The organism is Paenibacillus sp. VTT E-133291 (assembly GCF_002264395.1).
Lineage (GTDB): Bacteria > Bacillota > Bacilli > Paenibacillales > Paenibacillaceae > Paenibacillus_AQ > Paenibacillus_AQ nitricinens.
The window spans coordinates 1-16,493 of record NZ_NFVA01000117.1; the positions used below are offsets into that span (position 1 = coordinate 1).

The 16,493-nt window shown below is 44.9% G+C and carries 13 protein-coding genes; 6 read left to right on the forward strand and 7 right to left on the reverse strand.

Annotated features, from left to right (window positions below; all coding sequences use genetic code 11):
* The 3 genes from CA598_RS33390 to CA598_RS28425 all read right to left on the reverse strand — a co-directional run.
* On the reverse strand, positions 1–1,178 hold a 1,178-nt coding region (locus tag CA598_RS33390; RefSeq protein ID WP_179283784.1), incomplete at its 3' end, for an S-layer homology domain-containing protein.
* Positions 1,179–1,192: 14 nt separating this feature from the next.
* Positions 1,193–3,016 carry a glycosyltransferase family 2 protein gene (locus CA598_RS28420; RefSeq protein WP_179283785.1) on the reverse strand — a complete coding sequence of 608 codons (1,824 nt, stop codon included), beginning with the start codon at positions 3,014–3,016 and terminating at the stop codon, positions 1,193–1,195.
* A gap of 454 nt (positions 3,017–3,470) precedes the next feature.
* The gene (locus CA598_RS28425; protein ID WP_094878648.1) at positions 3,471–5,735 is read right to left on the reverse strand and encodes a beta-glucosidase family protein; all 2,265 of its coding nucleotides are present in this window, start codon (positions 5,733–5,735) and stop codon (positions 3,471–3,473) included.
* A gap of 110 nt (positions 5,736–5,845) precedes the next feature.
* On the opposite strand from CA598_RS28425, the gene CA598_RS28430 reads away from it, so the two are divergent.
* Together CA598_RS28430 and CA598_RS33165 are read left to right on the forward strand one after the other, a co-directional pair.
* On the forward strand, positions 5,846–7,129 hold the full coding sequence (locus CA598_RS28430; RefSeq protein WP_094878649.1) for an AraC family transcriptional regulator: 1,284 nt from the start codon (positions 5,846–5,848) through the stop codon (positions 7,127–7,129).
* Positions 7,017–7,673 (forward strand): PadR family transcriptional regulator, encoded by a 657-nt coding sequence (locus tag CA598_RS33165; RefSeq protein ID WP_256990690.1) that lies wholly within the window; start codon positions 7,017–7,019, stop codon positions 7,671–7,673. Before CA598_RS28430 ends, CA598_RS33165 begins: the two co-directional genes overlap by 113 nt.
* 106 nt (positions 7,674–7,779) lie before the next feature.
* On the opposite strand, the gene CA598_RS28440 is transcribed toward CA598_RS33165, so the two are convergent.
* Complete coding sequence (locus tag CA598_RS28440) at positions 7,780–8,940, reverse strand: serine hydrolase domain-containing protein (protein ID WP_094878650.1); 1,161 nt, start codon at positions 8,938–8,940, stop codon at positions 7,780–7,782.
* 188 nt (positions 8,941–9,128) lie between these two features.
* Complete coding sequence (locus tag CA598_RS28445; RefSeq protein ID WP_094878651.1) at positions 9,129–9,962, reverse strand: metallophosphoesterase family protein; 834 nt, start codon at positions 9,960–9,962, stop codon at positions 9,129–9,131.
* A gap of 228 nt (positions 9,963–10,190) precedes the next feature.
* On the opposite strand from CA598_RS28445, the gene CA598_RS28450 reads away from it, so the two are divergent.
* The 4 genes from CA598_RS28450 to CA598_RS28465 all read left to right on the forward strand — a co-directional run bounded on the left by CA598_RS28450 (position 10,191) and on the right by CA598_RS28465 (position 14,976).
* Complete coding sequence (locus CA598_RS28450; protein ID WP_094878652.1) at positions 10,191–11,843, forward strand: helix-turn-helix domain-containing protein; 1,653 nt, start codon at positions 10,191–10,193, stop codon at positions 11,841–11,843.
* Between the two features lie 177 nt (positions 11,844–12,020).
* Entirely contained in the window at positions 12,021–12,959 is a 939-nt protein-coding gene (locus tag CA598_RS28455) for an iron-hydroxamate ABC transporter substrate-binding protein (RefSeq protein WP_094878653.1), read from the forward strand.
* A 5-nt stretch (positions 12,960–12,964) separates the two neighbouring features.
* A complete protein-coding gene (locus CA598_RS28460) occupies positions 12,965–13,972 on the forward strand; it encodes a FecCD family ABC transporter permease (protein WP_094878654.1) in 1,008 nt (335 codons plus the stop codon).
* Entirely contained in the window at positions 13,969–14,976 is a 1,008-nt protein-coding gene (locus CA598_RS28465) for a FecCD family ABC transporter permease (RefSeq protein ID WP_094878655.1), read from the forward strand. The genes CA598_RS28460 and CA598_RS28465 overlap by 4 nt, the downstream gene beginning before the upstream one ends.
* A gap of 190 nt (positions 14,977–15,166) precedes the next feature.
* Here CA598_RS28465 and CA598_RS28470 read toward each other — a convergent pair whose 3' ends face one another.
* Together CA598_RS28470 and CA598_RS28475 are read right to left on the reverse strand one after the other, a co-directional pair.
* Complete coding sequence (locus CA598_RS28470; protein WP_094878656.1) at positions 15,167–15,865, reverse strand: SDR family oxidoreductase; 699 nt, start codon at positions 15,863–15,865, stop codon at positions 15,167–15,169.
* 2 nt (positions 15,866–15,867) lie between these two features.
* The gene (locus tag CA598_RS28475; protein WP_094878657.1) at positions 15,868–16,335 is read right to left on the reverse strand and encodes a VOC family protein; all 468 of its coding nucleotides are present in this window, start codon (positions 16,333–16,335) and stop codon (positions 15,868–15,870) included.
* Positions 16,336–16,493 lie beyond the last annotated feature (158 nt).

The window sequence follows — 16,493 nt, forward strand, 5'->3', positions numbered from 1 at the left end:
GTTGCTCCAGTCGCGCCGACCGCACCTGTTACACCCTTAGCTCCAGCCGCTCCGGTCGCTCCGACTGCTCCATTTACACCGTTAGCTCCGGTCGCTCCAGTTACTCCGACTGCTCCAGTTGCTCCGACTGCTCCGGTTGCTCCCGTTGCTCCTTGCGGTCCACTGGAACCAGAAGCCCCGTTTTGACCTACTGCGCCAGTTGCGCCCGTATCTCCCTTATCGCCTTTTTCACCTTTCGAACCTGCCTGCCCTGCTGCCCCCATTCCCAATACTTCAACGAAGGAAGCTACTCCTCCATTATGGATGAGCGTCACCAATGCTCCTGTAGGCAGTACACCCTTGCCATTGTCTCCGAACAGAACTGAATGGGTATTGATTTTGAACTCCGACGTCTGGCCGCTGCTGCTCAACACTTCGATTGAATTCTTCGACATCGAGACGACAGAGCCATGGATAATTCGATCGGATACCGTGCTCGCAAATATTTCGGTCTTAGATAAAATAGCAGCAAACTCGGCACGAGTAGCCGTCTGCTTAGGTTTAAAAGTATTATTAGGGAAACCCGAAATGACATTACGGTTTACTGCAGCATTAATGTAGCCTGCTGCCCAGTCCGATGCGTCTGATGCATCGGAAAAACCGATATTGCCGTCCTTTAACTCTATCGCCTCAGATTCCTTGCCTGCCGCACGAATAATTAGACGTGTTATCCACTCTCTACTCGCTTGTTCTTTTCCCCAGATGACGGTGTTTGGTCTCTCTTCCTCACTTGGAATTACTAGACCGATGTCAATTGCTTGCTGCAACCATACAGTTGCCCATGAATCTACAGTGAAGGGCAGGCTCACGCCATTTGCCTTAGGCTGCTCATATCCCATGAACCTGAGCACCATAACGACCGCTTCCTGATTTGTGACAGGACGGCTCGGGTTGAAGTTGCCTGCACCGTCTCCTTCAATTACCCCTAGTGCGGACGCTTTGGTGATATACTGGTACGCCCATGAAGAAGTATTGACATCGCTGTAAGCCGCGGCGCTTGCCCGGGGTAGAATACCACTATTAGCAGGACTCAATGGTGCAATTAACTGACTCATTAGAATAAATGCCATTGAGCTCTTGTAGGCTAACGAATTTCCACTCTTCTTCCCACTTGCCTTTGCTCTCTTTAGTCTTGCCATTAACCATATCCCCCTCAAGTATATAAAGTTACGTATTGCTTTAAATAATCGCGATTTGCCATGACGCTCGGATGCTTCGGTACATAACTCCCAGCTAATTCATTGTGATAGTTAGCTTCTTCGTGTTGACCTAAGCGATCATAACAAACGCATAATTGCAAATGTGGCAGCCACGTCCATGCCGAATTGTCTATTCTAGCGTTAGGTTCAGTCGGCTTAGGAACTTCTGTGGCTAGCTTGTACCAAAAAACAGCATTCTCGAACCGTTGTTCAATTAGCTCATAAGCCCCTAATTGGCAACAAGCTTCTGCTCGGGGAGGTGTCAATGCAAAGGCTTGAAGTACTTTAAGCTTAGCTTCTTGAAAGCGGCTTAATTGTGCCAATGCATCGGCGGCACGCCGGCTCGCTAGCAGCTTGTCCTCCATCCAGCCATCCGGCATTGCAATGAAGGTATCATATTGCTCTATCGCTCGCTGCCATAGGCCGTGATCATACAACTCGTTAGCATAATAAAATAAATCCCGCGGAGTGAAGCTCGCCTGCGCTTCTATCATCCCCTCATAGATAAGCAGATTACGCGAAGACTGCGTATGCTTTCTATCATGCGTTATGCCTAACTCGGCATAGAGTACTTTGCCTTCGACCTCCAGGTACTCATGAACGATTCCAATCCAACGGAAACCACAACTTCGTCTAACCAGACGATTCCGCCTTAAACTCGAAGTTACGTTACCGTCCTTATCCCGCTCGAGATAATAATGAATCGACACGGCATCGATATCCCATGCTAATCCGGATACAATGGACCCTAGAGCCTCTGCATCCTCTGACTGCAGATAATCATCCGCATCCAACCACAGCAGGTATTCTTGAGTCGCGAGACTGAAGGCATAATTTCTTGCCTTAGCGAAATCGTTCACCCATTCGAAATCATAAACCCGAGCCCCATAAGAAGCTGCGAGCGCTTTGGTTCCATCACTCGAACCCGTATCCACAATAATGATCTCGTCGACTAGCTCCCTCACGCTGGATAAACAACGTCCTAAGGTTTGCTCTTCATTCTTCACGATCATGCATAAGCTGACCGTGACCTTCCGCGTGCCGCAATGCAAGGACGAAGTTAAATCGAATCCCCATTTGCTTATAGCCTTAGCACGATTCAAGATTAATCTATTATTGTACCAATCGGGATCATTGGGATTTACTGAAGGAGGTTCCTTCCGGAAGACTACGCATCCTTCCGCTATGTAAACATCCAGATTCATTGATAACGCGCGATAACACAGATCATCATCCTCATAGGATTCGACCTCAAACCTCTCATCGAAGGACCCAATCTCCTCAAAATAGCGACGCGGCATCATCATTAGCAAACTAACAAGCCTAGAAACCCGGGTCCAAGACATTGACTTCCCAATAGCAAGCATGGATGCCGACTGATAGAGTTGCTCCATGTTCTGATAAACAATGGGAATCCTTTGACCACCGCTAACATCATTCATTCTAGGACCCACGATCGCAGCATTCGGATAATGATCCAAACAGCTCGACAACTGCTCTAGCCATCCCTCATTTACCATGATCTGATCGCGGATAAATACAAGACGATCACCAGACGCTGACCGCGCGCCCAGATTAAATGCAGCTGCAACCCCTTTACTCCTGCTATGAATGACATGAACACCGTATTCATATGCAAGAAAATTCGACACTTCAGTAGATTCGTAATCCGAGACGACGATCAGCTCATAGGGCATAGGCGTATATTGCTTGATTCGATCCAGACATTGTACGGTTAGATTAAAGTGCTGAGCCAACAATATAATGCTAATATTCATTCGCTTTGTACCATCCATTATTAGTTAGTTGTAGATCGCTTCCAGACATGATTAACTCCTTAAATCTCATTTTTCCTCCTAATTCGACGGTTTTTCTAATCTATCATCCAAACAACAATGCAAACAAGACAACTAAAGTTGCTATTTAAAAATCACCCGCACATCAAGAAGGTTATCGAATATCGTATTTTTTCATACCTCCATCTGCATCTAACACATGTCATTTCATCAATATATATATAAAAAGAGCATTTAAATAGTGTACGTTGTCATCAATTTAGTCATATGACATTATGGTATTTAATGTAATATAAGTCATATAGAAGAGAATGAATGAATAATTTAGATTCATTAACTCAATCCTTCAAAATCCAAAAAAGCCGCCTCTAAGGGCAGCCTTTTTCTAAATATATCGTGAAGTGCGAACGTTGAGGTTTACTCCCTACTATTCCACCTACTCTACAGCCAAAGCATTAAATTCTTGCAGATCCTTCGCTAAATCTTCATCCGTGTATTTCCCTTGACCGAACCCAACCAGTGCCCGCAGCGGCATATATTTCATCATCGCCACGAACATTTCCGGATTATCGTCCATCGCATCTTCCATTCCAAAAATACTGCTGAACTCCTTCACTTTATCCGCCGTACGTGGATTGTCTAGCAAATCACCAACGGTACTGTTGCGATGATAACTTAACGGAAGTGGAACTGTCGATTCTACTTCAATCGAAGCAGTCAGACGAATATCTCGTGAAGATGAACCAACAGCAATATCAAAAACTCCACTTTCCACATGCCAATCGCCAATGTTGACGTTGTAATAAGCAAAGGAGCGTTTATCCAGTTCAAAAGAAACCACTTGCTCTTCACCAGGCTGAAGCGTTAGCTTCTGGAAGCCCTTAAGCTCCTTAAGTGGGCGGATCACGCTGCTCTTCACGTCGCTAACATAGAGCTGAACGATTTCTTTTCCTGCGCGAGTACCCGTGTTTTTGACGGTAGCCGTAACTTGTACGTTCTCGGTATCTTTTATGCTGCTCTTGGAGATTCTCAAATTGCTGTATTGAAACGCGGTGTAGCTTAGACCAAAGCCGAAAGGAAACAGCGGTTCAAGCTCTTTTTTATCATAATAACGATAGCCTACAAACAAGCCTTCTTTGTACTCTACCGTATCCCCTTCACCTGGGAAATTAAGAAAGGATGGATTATCGCTCAGCTTCATCGGGAAGGTCTCTGCCAGTTTGCCACTTGGACTAACCTCTCCAAACAGTAAATCTGCCACTGCACCGCCAAAAGCCTGACCACCTAGATAACCTTCAAGAATACCCTTCGTTTTATGAATCCAAGGCATTTCTATGGGTGAACCATTGCTGAGTACAACGACGATATTGCTTTGTACCTCAGCTACTGCATCGATTAACGCTTTATGGCTCTCTGGAAGTGACAAATGACTGCGATCATAACCCTCTGATTCATAATTATCCGGAAGTCCAAGGAACAATACGGCTACATTCCCTTTTGCCGCTGTATTCCGTGCCTCTTGTAGCAAAGCTTCATTAATCGTGTCATGATTCAGTTCATATCCTTGCGCATACAGCAGTTCGGCAGAACCTGCATGAGCCTTCATCTCTTCAAAAGCATCATCCAGTTTCGTCGGATTCACATGTGAGCTGCCTCCGCCCTGATAACGCGGATTTTTAGCAAACTCGCCGATCACCGCAATAGTCCCTTGCTTAGACAACGGCAGAATCCCATCCTCATTTCTAAGTAACACCATGCTCTCCCGGGCTACTTCGCGTGCCAAACGATGATGATCCTCAACATTAAATGAGGCATTCTCTTTACGGCTCTCTACCGCTTTAATAACAAAAGTAAGCAATCGCTCTACCGCAAGATCCAATATTTCTTCAGCTAGTTCACCATTTTGTACAGCCTTTACAATCTGGGCATCGCCAAGTCCTCCGGTGGATGGCATTTCCAGTTCCAGCCCTGCTTGCAGTGCCTTCACTCGCTCATTGACCGCCCCCCAGTCGGAAACGACGAATCCTGCGTAGCCCCATTCCTCTCTAAGAATCTTTGTCAGGAGAAACTCACTTTCTGAAGCATATTCACCGTTTAAGCGATTGTAAGAGCACATCACACTCCATGGCTGACTCTTCTTAACTGCACCTTCAAAGCTAGCCAGATAAATCTCCCGCAGCGTCCGCTCATCAATAACGGCATCAACGGACATTCTCCGGTGCTCCTGATTATTTGCGGCAAAGTGTTTGAGTGAGGTTCCTACTCCTTCACTTTGCACACCATTGATATGATTTCCACCCATCTCCGACGAAAGATAAGGATCTTCCGAAAAATATTCAAAGTTACGACCATTTAATGGGGAGCGCTTAATATTTGTTCCCGGCCCGAGCAGAACAGCGACATTCTCTGCCTGACACTCTTTCCCTAGTGCTGCACCCACACGTCCGATTAAATCCCGATCCCAGGAAGAAGCCATCCCTGCTGCTGAAGGAAAACACGTTGCGGGTACACTGTTATGGAGCCCGAGGTGATCGGCACTCTCTTTTTGCTTACGTAAACCATGAGGTCCGTCCGTTACCATTAAAGAGGGGATTCCGAGTCGTTCAATGCCCTTAGTATGCCAAAAATCAAGCCCTGAGCAGAGTCCTGCTTTCTCCTCAAGGGTCATTTGTGCGATGAGTTCATGAATGTTGGTTTTCATAAAAATACCTCCTCTGAATGTATACTATCCTCATTTTAATCTACTTCATACCGGATTTATGGCATTATTATTGTATTTTTGGTATTCTTGTTGGGTAAGGAGGCTTTAAAATGTTGAATTATTTGGACGATCATGAAGGAGCTCAATATATCTGTAAAGCGCTGTATGAATCGCTTCAAATTCCTGTGTTTCTGCTTGACTCCGATCGAGGAATCGAGCTAGCGCTGCCTTCCACTTCAGAGCTTGCCCCTTGGGTGTATAACATCAATGACCTAATTTCAGAGATTACAGATTCTACTAACCACGAGAACCATTCTAATAACGATAACTCCTGGAATGCCTCAATACCAATCATTCGCACCACTAATTTCCTAGAGAATTATATCCTTCTCGATCTTCCTTTCGAGCATAATGGCGGAGGCACCATTGTAATGGGTCCCTCGTTATTTACTCAACTCTCAGGAGACAGTATCTCCAGTCTAATGCGTGACAATGAAGTACCCTACGGACTTCAGGATCAATGCCTTACTTACTATCGCAATCTGCCTGTAATGAACCGGATGAGATTGTACCATACCGCTATGCTTCTCTATTCTCTTATTACTGGAAAAACTCTGACCCTGAGCGAACTACTGCTTGACTCTCGAGCGCTTGAACCCAAACAGCCCTCTAGCGACAGCTTGGATTTGGATGTCTCTTACCGTAGAGAGAATACATGGTTCCATCACGAGCCTATGCTGGAAAAGGCTCTATTTCACCATATCAAAAATGGGAATAAAGCCGAGCTGCTACGAAGCCAAGCTTCATTCCCCGAAGAAAATTACGGTGTACTCTCTAAAAAAAGTCAGTTACGCAGCAAAAAAAATTTGGCGATCTCCTGTATTACCCTCGCTACACGTGCAGCGATAGATGGAGGGCTGTATTGGGAGATTTCCTATACCCTCAGCGATTTTCATATCCAGCATATCGAAGAACTGAAGGATATTCCCGCAGTAGACAACGCTCTTCTTCATGCGCTTTGTGATTTCGCTGACCATGTCAGAAATAATAGAAGTGCACAACTGTCGCGAACTGTGGCCCTCTGTAAGAACTATATTTTTAATCATCTGTATGAAGAGCTTTCCCTAGATAACCTGGCAATGGTTGCAGGCTTGAACAGGAGTTATCTCTCTCAGCTATTCAAGAAAGAGACCGGGTTCACCGTTAGCGATTTTATTCAAATCGAACGAATTGAAGAAGCTAAACGGCTAATTGAATTACCTGGAATCCACCTATCCGACATTGCTACCCGTCTGCAATTCAACGACCAAAGCTATTTCACCAAAGTATTTAAAAAATACACGGGCGTCACCCCTAGACAATTCAAAACCAATAAGGATACTAACAGTAATTAAAAAAAGACAAGAAAGAGCGCATTCAAAGGGTGTTAGGGGGGATCATGGATACAAAATCGTCAAAGATCTTTCTGAGCATATTGAGAATTCCGAATCAACGCTTTATCCAATTTTAAAGCGTTTAGAGACACAAAACTGTGAGACCGTGTATTCGACTGAACACAATAGTCGATTGCGAAAATATTATAAAATCACTCCGCAAGGGAAAGATAAAACCCATGATTTTCTAAAGGAATGGGAGACTGTCTTAGCGCTACATAAATTCATTAAAGGTGATTTTAGCAATGTAGAGATGGATAAGGATCTGAATATCGAGACCAAAAATGACCATGCGTTGTTGTCCGGAGTGAGCGTAAAAGGTTCCATCGATGCAACCCTTTCAAATGGCGATTTAGAGGTAACAAAAGTTGCGGTCGGGGATACTTTGAAAATGAAAGCAAAAAATGGGGACATTACTGGAACCGTGATTGGGTCATATGATGTCTTTGACATTACAAGCAAAGCATCCAAAGGGAAAAATAGATATAGATCTTACATTTGTTGATTAAGGATAATCTCTTCATTAACATGAGTTGGAATAGGAAAAAAGCCTGAGGGAACCTATTTAATAGGTTCCCTCAAGCTTTTTTTAGAATGGTAACCAAATTCGATTAAAGATCAGTGATGGCTGCCAGAACAGTATTGTTGAAGTAATCAACATACATATTTTTAAATGGCTTCTGGTGATCCAACTCTACGGATAAATGAACGGTCACCGTCTGATAAATCGGATCAACGCAAAGGAAAGGACCTGCCGCGCCCCAGTGTGAATAGGCTTCTGGAGAGAACAAATCTCCACCATCACGCTTCGAGCCGTTAATCGCCCATCCGTACCCCCAATACGCTTCTGGAAAAACCTCGTCTCTATATTGTGAGGATACGCCTGGAATTTGGTTGCGGGTCATTTCTTTTACGGTAACCGGACTAAGAAATCGTACTCCGTTATATATCCCACCGTTAAGAAACATCTGGCCAAAGACAGCCAAATCCATAGCCGTGGAGTACGCGCCGCCCCCCGCAGATACGGAATTCAAATTATACTCGCTGTCTACCCATTCCGCGCACGCCGCTTCCGGTGCACGTCTTACTACTTTGTCCCGCATGTCCATGGGTACACGATAATATGTATTTTCCATACCAAGCGGTTTAAAAATGGTTTCCTTTATGAATACATCATAAGCCTGTCCGCTAACGCGCCGGATGATTTCACCCAACAGCTCATAACCATATCCGCAATAAGACATCACCGTACCAGGTTCGTTACTAAGCGGTGCATCATAACCGCCATATAAGTACTTATGCTGATCTGGATCTTGATTAGGTTCGTGTGGAGGGTATTCTCCTTGTTCCTTTTTCAACTGTCCGTTCTGCCAAATCACCTCACCCTCCAGGCCAGAGGTATGTGTCAATAAGTGATGTACGCATACCTTAGTTTTGCCTTCACCTGTAAATTCGGGGATGTAATCGGAAACAGGTCTGTTTAGACCAATCTTCCCTTGTTCTATTAACATCATTATAGCGGTTGCCGTAAACAGTTTTGTTATAGAACACAGCGGATAAATAGCATCTACAGTTAATTCCGCTGCGCCTGGCTCTGGACCGAATTTCCCGTTCGCTTGATGGACCAGTAGCGTACCCTTTCTTGCAGCAACAATAACTTGTGCCGGTGTGATGTTGTCTTCAACCATTTGTGCAGCTGCTTTACGTATGCGCTCTACACCGTAAGCCGACACACCCGCTTGTTCTAAAGAATGAAATAATAGTTCTTTCATGGGTAGACCTCCTAAATAAATTTATTCAATACATATATAAACTATTATACAAACATGTTAAATAATCCTACTTACTCACTATTTACCTGTGACTCCATGGTTAATGGGCTATTCTTAATAAAATAAAACGCTAATCTCGGGTTTATCCCGAAAATTAGCGTTTTATTTTAACCGCATCCACTTCTTCACTAAGAGACCGCTACCTTAAAAGCATCGACATTAAATGCCGTCCCATTGATGGTTAGTGTGGCGTTGTAATAACCGCGATCACCACTCGGCTTACATTTATAATCACCCGAACATCCGCACACAAAGAATTTTGTATTTGTATACCCTGGATATATATTAGTAAGCTTTCGGTAAAACAAATGCCCATGATGTGTAAAAATAGCCAATACTTTATCTCTCACCTTAACAGGAATAGACGTAAAAAACTTAGCAGTCTCCGCCGCGCTTAATACATGGCTAGGATCGACCGTGATCCCGCTCACTTTTAAAGGCCAATGAAAATCAATAATGTAGTAATGCTGGTCATCTAAATTCTTTAATAGATTTATACTGGCCGGCGAAAATTTTCCAAGCGCACAATTGAGCCATACGTACTTCACTTTGCCCTGTGTCCCAGGGAAATTCATTTGTCCTTCAACAGCCCCTAAATATTGTGTGAATAAGGACTGGGTACTTGCCTCCCAATTTCCAATCGATGCTTTATAGGGGATGCTTCCGAGCGTGCTAGTAACTGTATCCTTGAAGTCCTTGTAATAGGCATTTGCATTATTTCCATGATTCGCTCCCGCTTGCGTGTTATCTCCTCCAAAAATAACAAACCTCTTATTCCCGCTCCCCACAGCCTTTGGCAGAAGATTTCTAAAAATGCTTGCGCTATTCCCATATCCCACATGGCTATCCCCAATAACCGCGAAATTAATAGTCTGGGCTTTTGCTTTAAGATTCAGATTACGTTTGGGCTTAGGACTGGCAAGAAGCCTTCGCTTCTTAGTGGAGGCTATCTGCTTTTTCATCTTAATCACCTCTTTAAAATGGATGAAGAATTCCTGGTAGTATGTATATTCGATCCAATGTGCTTTCTCTTGGACAGACGTATCCTTTAAAAAGAATATATAGAGCAGATAATTAACAGGCTTATCTAAAAAGGTAAGATGTTATAATGAGTTCCACAGACGTCAATAATACAGTTCAATCTATAGCATTATAGTTTCAAAATATATTCAAGTAACGGAGGCCTTATTTTGAATAACGTTATCCCGGAATGGGCCGAATCTCATTTTCCTTTATATAGCGCTGGCAGCATTCAATCGATGTATGGGACCTCAAATCTACCAAGAGTTCAGATTCATGAGAATCTAACCGTATTACTGGCCGTTGCCGCTGGTAAAGGAAGCCTTGAAGTCAATAATCTAACCTATGAGCTTACGGAAGGAAGCGTAATCCTTCTCCCCGCTAATACTCATGCCTCTATAATTACAAATCTCCAGCAGCCGCTTCATGCCTATAAGCTCACCATCTGGATTCAAGAGCAGACTCAGGCTATACCTGGCAGTACGATGGTACGAAAAAGCGAAATGGCTTCGAGTTCAAATATGTCGTTGTTTCCTTATGAGCCTACCATTGTATCCAGTGTCAAGGAGTTGTATCTTCACCGACTGCCAGATCGAGAAACACGTCATGTACAGAATCAAATGCTCTTTCATCAGATTATTCTACAATTACTTGAACAGCAGGAAGCCAGATATACAGTCAACGAGCAGCCATCGATGGAACGGAGCATTTCTTACCTGGAGAATCACTTTAGCGAAAAAATAACACGTGAGCACTTAGCCGCCATTGCGGGTGTAAGCAGCTCGCATTATTCAACGCTGTTCAAGCAGGTAACAGGCTTCAGCCAGAGCGAATACTTGTCGCGGCTACGGGTCCATAGTGCCAAGGAGCTTTTGCTTAACGGTTCAGGTACACTTAGGGAAATTGCGCTAAAGGTAGGCTACAAGGATGAATTTTATCTCAGCCGTCGTTTTAAGCTGCAGACAGGCGCATCTCCATCTGGTTACAGCCGAAGCTCTTTCCAGCGAGTTGCCGTAATGCTCACTCCTTATGCAAGCCATTTACTGTTACTTGGCTTAGAACCTGCGGTTACCATCTCTGAAAGTAGTGAATATTTGAATCTTTCGGATCAGGATCCACCTCAGTCGATGAAGTTTATCAACACAAATAGCTCGGCTGAACAGATCCGATCGCTTTTACTTGATGCCAACGTTGAACTGATTATTGCGGCCAAAGAGCATTTGGAAGAATACGGATTGAATGCTGGGCAGCTACGGGCAGTAGCCCCTATTATGGAAGTCTCTTGGAACGAAATCGGCTGGAAAGATCAGCTCCGCCTAATTGGCCGAGCCATTCAGCGGAGTAATCGGGCTGAGCAGTGGCTAGATGCCTTTGAACAAGAAGAACTAGAAGCTCGTGCCGTGATACAGCAAGGTGCGATCGCTAACGAAATTGTGACCCTTCTGATCATTAAACCGGACGAGCTACTCGTTTACGGGGCAAGAAATGTAGGCTATGTGATATACCAATCCCTTGGACTTAGAGCTCCGACCTTGATTGACAACGAGATTAAAAGACTTGGAGACCAGTTCCATTCAATTTCGATTGAAGTTTCAGATCTTGCAGATTATGCAGGAGACCGAATTTTAGTCATTGTATTTCCCGATGCCAAAGGCTCTACCGCGCACACTGAAGCGATCTTTCAATCCCCTTATTGGAGCCAGCTTTCCGCAGTGCAGCAGAAGAAAGTCCATTTACTTGATCTGGATGATTGGGTTCCTTATAACCCCGCTTCGATTCGCTTACAACTAGGACGTGCTGTAGCTTTATTCGGAGGCAAATAATAGTCCAAGTCTTTTTTCCAACAAAAAGGCATGGTTAGGCACATAAGGGATCCCTATAATGATTACAAATGCGAATGATTCTCATAATCACTCTAAAGCATAGGCTGAAGATTGATTTACACGGTTTGAATTGTTCAAAGTAACACTGCCATACAAAAAAAAGGGGAGAATGATTTAATGAGAAAGATATTTATTCCGTTTGTACTTATTATGGGGATTGCACTCAGTGCTTGTGGGGGAAATCAGGCGAAGAGTCCTACAAACAGCCCATCTTCTACTCCTGCTGCGGAGTCAGAAAGTGCGACTTTTACTTATCAATCCGAAGACGGACCTGTCGAGGTTCCAACACATCCTCAGCGTGTCGTTGTACTCACCCGTTTTTTAACCGGGAATGTCATGGCACTTGGTGTACCTGTTGTAGGTGTAGACGAAATGTCCAAAACCAATCCACGCTTTGAAGAACAGCTAAAAGACGTAGAAGCGGTTAGCGATGAAAGCCTGGAGAAAATCATTGAACTGCAGCCGGATTTGATCATCGGGCTCTCCGATATTAAGAATATCGATAAATTCAAGCAAATCGCACCGACCGTTACTTATACTTATAATAAAGTGGATTACTTAACCCAACAGCTGGAAGTCGGCAAATTGGTAAATAAAGAAAAAGAAGCTCAGGCTTGGGTCGATGATTTTAGTGCCCGTACCAAAAAAGCGGGTGAAGAAATCAGAGCGAAGATCGGTGATAATGCCACTGTCTCTGTTATTGAGACCTTTAATAAGCAATTGTATGTATACGGGTATAACTTTGGCCGCGGAACTGAACTCCTCTATGGGGACTTCAAGCTTGGCATGCCAGAAACAGTAAAGGAAAGCACCAAAACAGATGGATTCTTTGCTGTCTCGACAGAAGTGCTGAAGGATTATCTGGGCGATTACGTTATTTTCAGTAAAAATGCGGATGAGGACAATTCCTTCCAGAATACAGAAATCTACAAGAGCATCCCTGCTGTCAAAAATAATCATGTCTACGAAGCTGATGCAAAAGCATTCTATTTTAACGATCCACTTAGCCTTGAGTACCAGTTGGAATTCTTTGAACAACAATTTCTTGGAAAATAAAGATAATGACTACGAAGCAAACTTCCATTCCATTTTTATATAAGCTGCTTGGTAGCGTGCTGGTAATGGTTATATGCCTCGTGATTGCTATGCTATTCGGGGCTAAAGAAACCACTTTCAATGATCTGTGGCTCGCCATCACCTCAAATTCAAAAGCAGACAATGCCCTTATTCTGCGTGAGATCCGGCTGCCTCGCGAAATCGCCGCCATGCTGATCGGTGCGGCCTTTGCCGTATCCGGTGCTATCATGCAGGGGGTTACACGCAATCCATTAGCCGACCCAGGCCTGCTCGGTCTGACCTCGGGCGCGAATATGGCGCTGGCTCTTACGTTTGTATTTCTTCCGGGACTGAATTATTTTGGTACCATGATCGCTTGTTTCTTTGGCGCTGCCCTAGGAGCCGTGCTAGTGCTTGTTCTCGGTTCTGTTCGCCAAGGTGGCTTCTCTCCGATTCGAATCGTACTAGCCGGTGCAGCGGTATCTGCCTTTCTGTATGCTATCGCAAGTGGCGTAAGCATTGCCTTCAAAATATCCAAGGATGTATCCATGTGGACAGCGGGTGGATTGATTGGCACAACCTGGGGCCAACTTCAGGCTATCGCACTTGTGATCCTCATCGGCATCGTGGTCGCATTATTTTTTTCAAACCAGTTAACCATTCTTAGCTTAAGTGACGAGGTAGCCATCGGTTTAGGCCAAAACCTAGCTTTGGTTAAAGGGATTCTATTCACTCTTATTATTCTGCTGACTGGAGCATCGGTTGCTCTAATTGGGGATATGGCTTTTGTGGGGCTGATGATTCCGCATATTGTCCGTAAGATTGTCGGTACCGATTACCGGTATATATTGCCGATCTCGATCTTTACAGGTGCATCGTTCATGCTTCTCGCGGATACAATTGGACGGACAATCCATGCACCTTATGAGACGCCAGTGGTCGCCGTAGTAGCTATGCTTGGGCTACCTTTCTTCTTGTTTGTTGTTCGGAAAGGAGGTAAAACACTCTCATGATTTCCTCTGCTCCCGTACGAAAGCAACGTATTATCCTATGTGTATGCAGCGGATTGATTCTGCTGACAGCAATCGTCAGCATGGGAATCGGATATTCTTCTCTATCTTTTGACAGACTGCTTCCGGTTCTGTTCGGGCATGGAACCTTTAAAGAGGACTTTGTATTATTCTCTGTAAGATTACCGCGGATTCTGATTACACTGCTGGCAGGCATGGCCTTGGCGTTATCCGGTTCCATTCTGCAAAGCGTTACACGAAACGATCTAGCCGACCCCGGTATTATTGGTATCAACTCCGGTGCAGGTGTGGCAGTCGCTGCTTTCTTTCTCTTTTTCCCGGTTAGCGCCGGATCATTCATTTATGCGCTGCCGCTGGTTGCTTTCATAGGGGCATTACTTACGGCAGCGTTAATCTATCTTTTTTCATATAGTCGGACTAAGGGGCTTGACCCTGTTCGGTTAGTGCTTGTTGGGGTAGGGTTCTCCCTAGCGCTGTCTGGCGTTATGATCGTGATCATTTCCTCCGCGGATCGTGCCAAGGTAGATTTTATTGCTAAATGGATCGCGGGGAATATATGGGGTACAGATTGGCCATTCATCTGGGCTTTACTGCCTTGGTTGATCTTACTAGTTCCCTTTACCCTGTACAAATCGCAGCGACTCAACCTGCTCAGCCTAAGTGAAGTATCTGCCATTGGTGTCGGGATGAATCTCGAACGTGAACGTATCGTTCTGATTCTCACGGCAGTTGCAGCTTCAGCCTCCGCAGTTTCTGTCACAGGTGGGATCGCCTTCATCGGACTGATGGCTCCACATATTGCGAAATCGCTAGTCGGCCCGCGTAATCAGATGTTTATTCCCGTCGCTGTGTTGTTGGGCGGCTGGCTACTTCTGATCGCGGACACCGTTGGCCGCAATCTCGTCGATCCTGACGGTATTCCGGCAGGAATCATGGTGTCGCTAATCGGCGTACCTTATTTCGCTTATTTATTGCTTAAGAAATAAGCATTTGTTTAGACAAAAAAACCTCGGCACAATTACCGAGGTTCTTTCTACTGCCACTCCTATTTATATAGGCTGAATAAAAGATTATAACGAATAGCGAGAAGGATCGGAGGGGAAGTTTGGAACTGCAGGAGCGCTAGCGACCGTCTTTGTCATCAGATTTCAACCGAGAAGAGCGGTATCTAATCAGCTAAATCTTCATATCCTTACCCGTATAATCTACAAACATGAAATGACCTTCCCGTGTAGTTCGCTTCTCGATCAGGTCTAGGATTCCCTCGGCACTATGATTAGGATTTGTTGGTGCCTCTGCCCCGCCCATATCCGTGTGCATCCAGCCGGGATGCACGCTGAGCACTTGAATCCCGCGTTCTTTTACATACACATGCAGCTGCTGTGAGAACATATTGAGCGCCGTTTTGGAAATGCCATAAGGATAGTCGTTCGGGTAAGCATTCGTTATACTTCCTGCTTCCGACGATATATTGATGATCGAGCATTCGGGTTCCGTGAGTAACGGCAAGAAATGCTTAACCACTCGCATTGGTCCATACAGATTAATATCCATCGTTGTGAGCATATCTTGGAAATCCAATACTTCAATCGATGTATCCCGGGCGCTGAGCACCGCCGCATTATTAATAATGGCACCGAGCGAGCGTCCTTGTTCTTGTAGACTCGCAGCAAGTGCCGCGATTCCCGTCTCGTCCGTCACGTCCAGCGCAGCGATGGTAAGCTTATCTCCATAGGTTTCAGCAAGCTGGGATAACGCTGTTTGTTCCTGAGCGGGACGGCGAACCCCGGCAATAACTCCATGACCACGCTTCAGCGCTTCAGCCGCCAGCTCATAACCTAGTCCACGTCCTGCACCGGTAATAATAATATTCATAATTACTCCTCCCCGTTATCCTTATCGTTCTCTAGCAGCTCCACAATCACCTTTAACTCCTTGAAAGTGTCCATATAAGCATAACGCCCACCGGTATACTCACCCTTTTGCTGAAGTGGGAAGCCTTTGCCTTCTAGCAGCATTATCTTTTCTTTCATTCCTTCAACCACAAAAGCAATATGATGAGGTCCCTCACCATGCTCATTCAAGTAATCGCGCCACGTACTCGGCTCATGATCCGGTTCAATCAATTCCAGCTGCAAAGAGCCCATATCAAAAAAAGCCAGCTTAGCCCGCGCCCGCGTCGCCACGCCATTATGCCGTGTCTGTGCAACATCTTCTGTATCTGTAACGATAATTTCCGGCTTTTTGAGTCCAAAAAACTCGGCATATGCCGTACTTACCTTTTCAACATCATTCACTAATATTCCAATCTGCGTAACAAAATGATTGCCTAGCCATCCTGACATGCGTATCAACCTCCTATTAGTCTGACAAGTCCACCATACCGATTCTTTGAAAGGGCTGTCAAGCCCGAAAAGAAATCGCTCCGAGCCAGTGAAAATAAAGCCCAGCCACTTTCAGCGTTATCAAAGGTATTTTTGCCTCTCTTTTCTCCAAATCGACC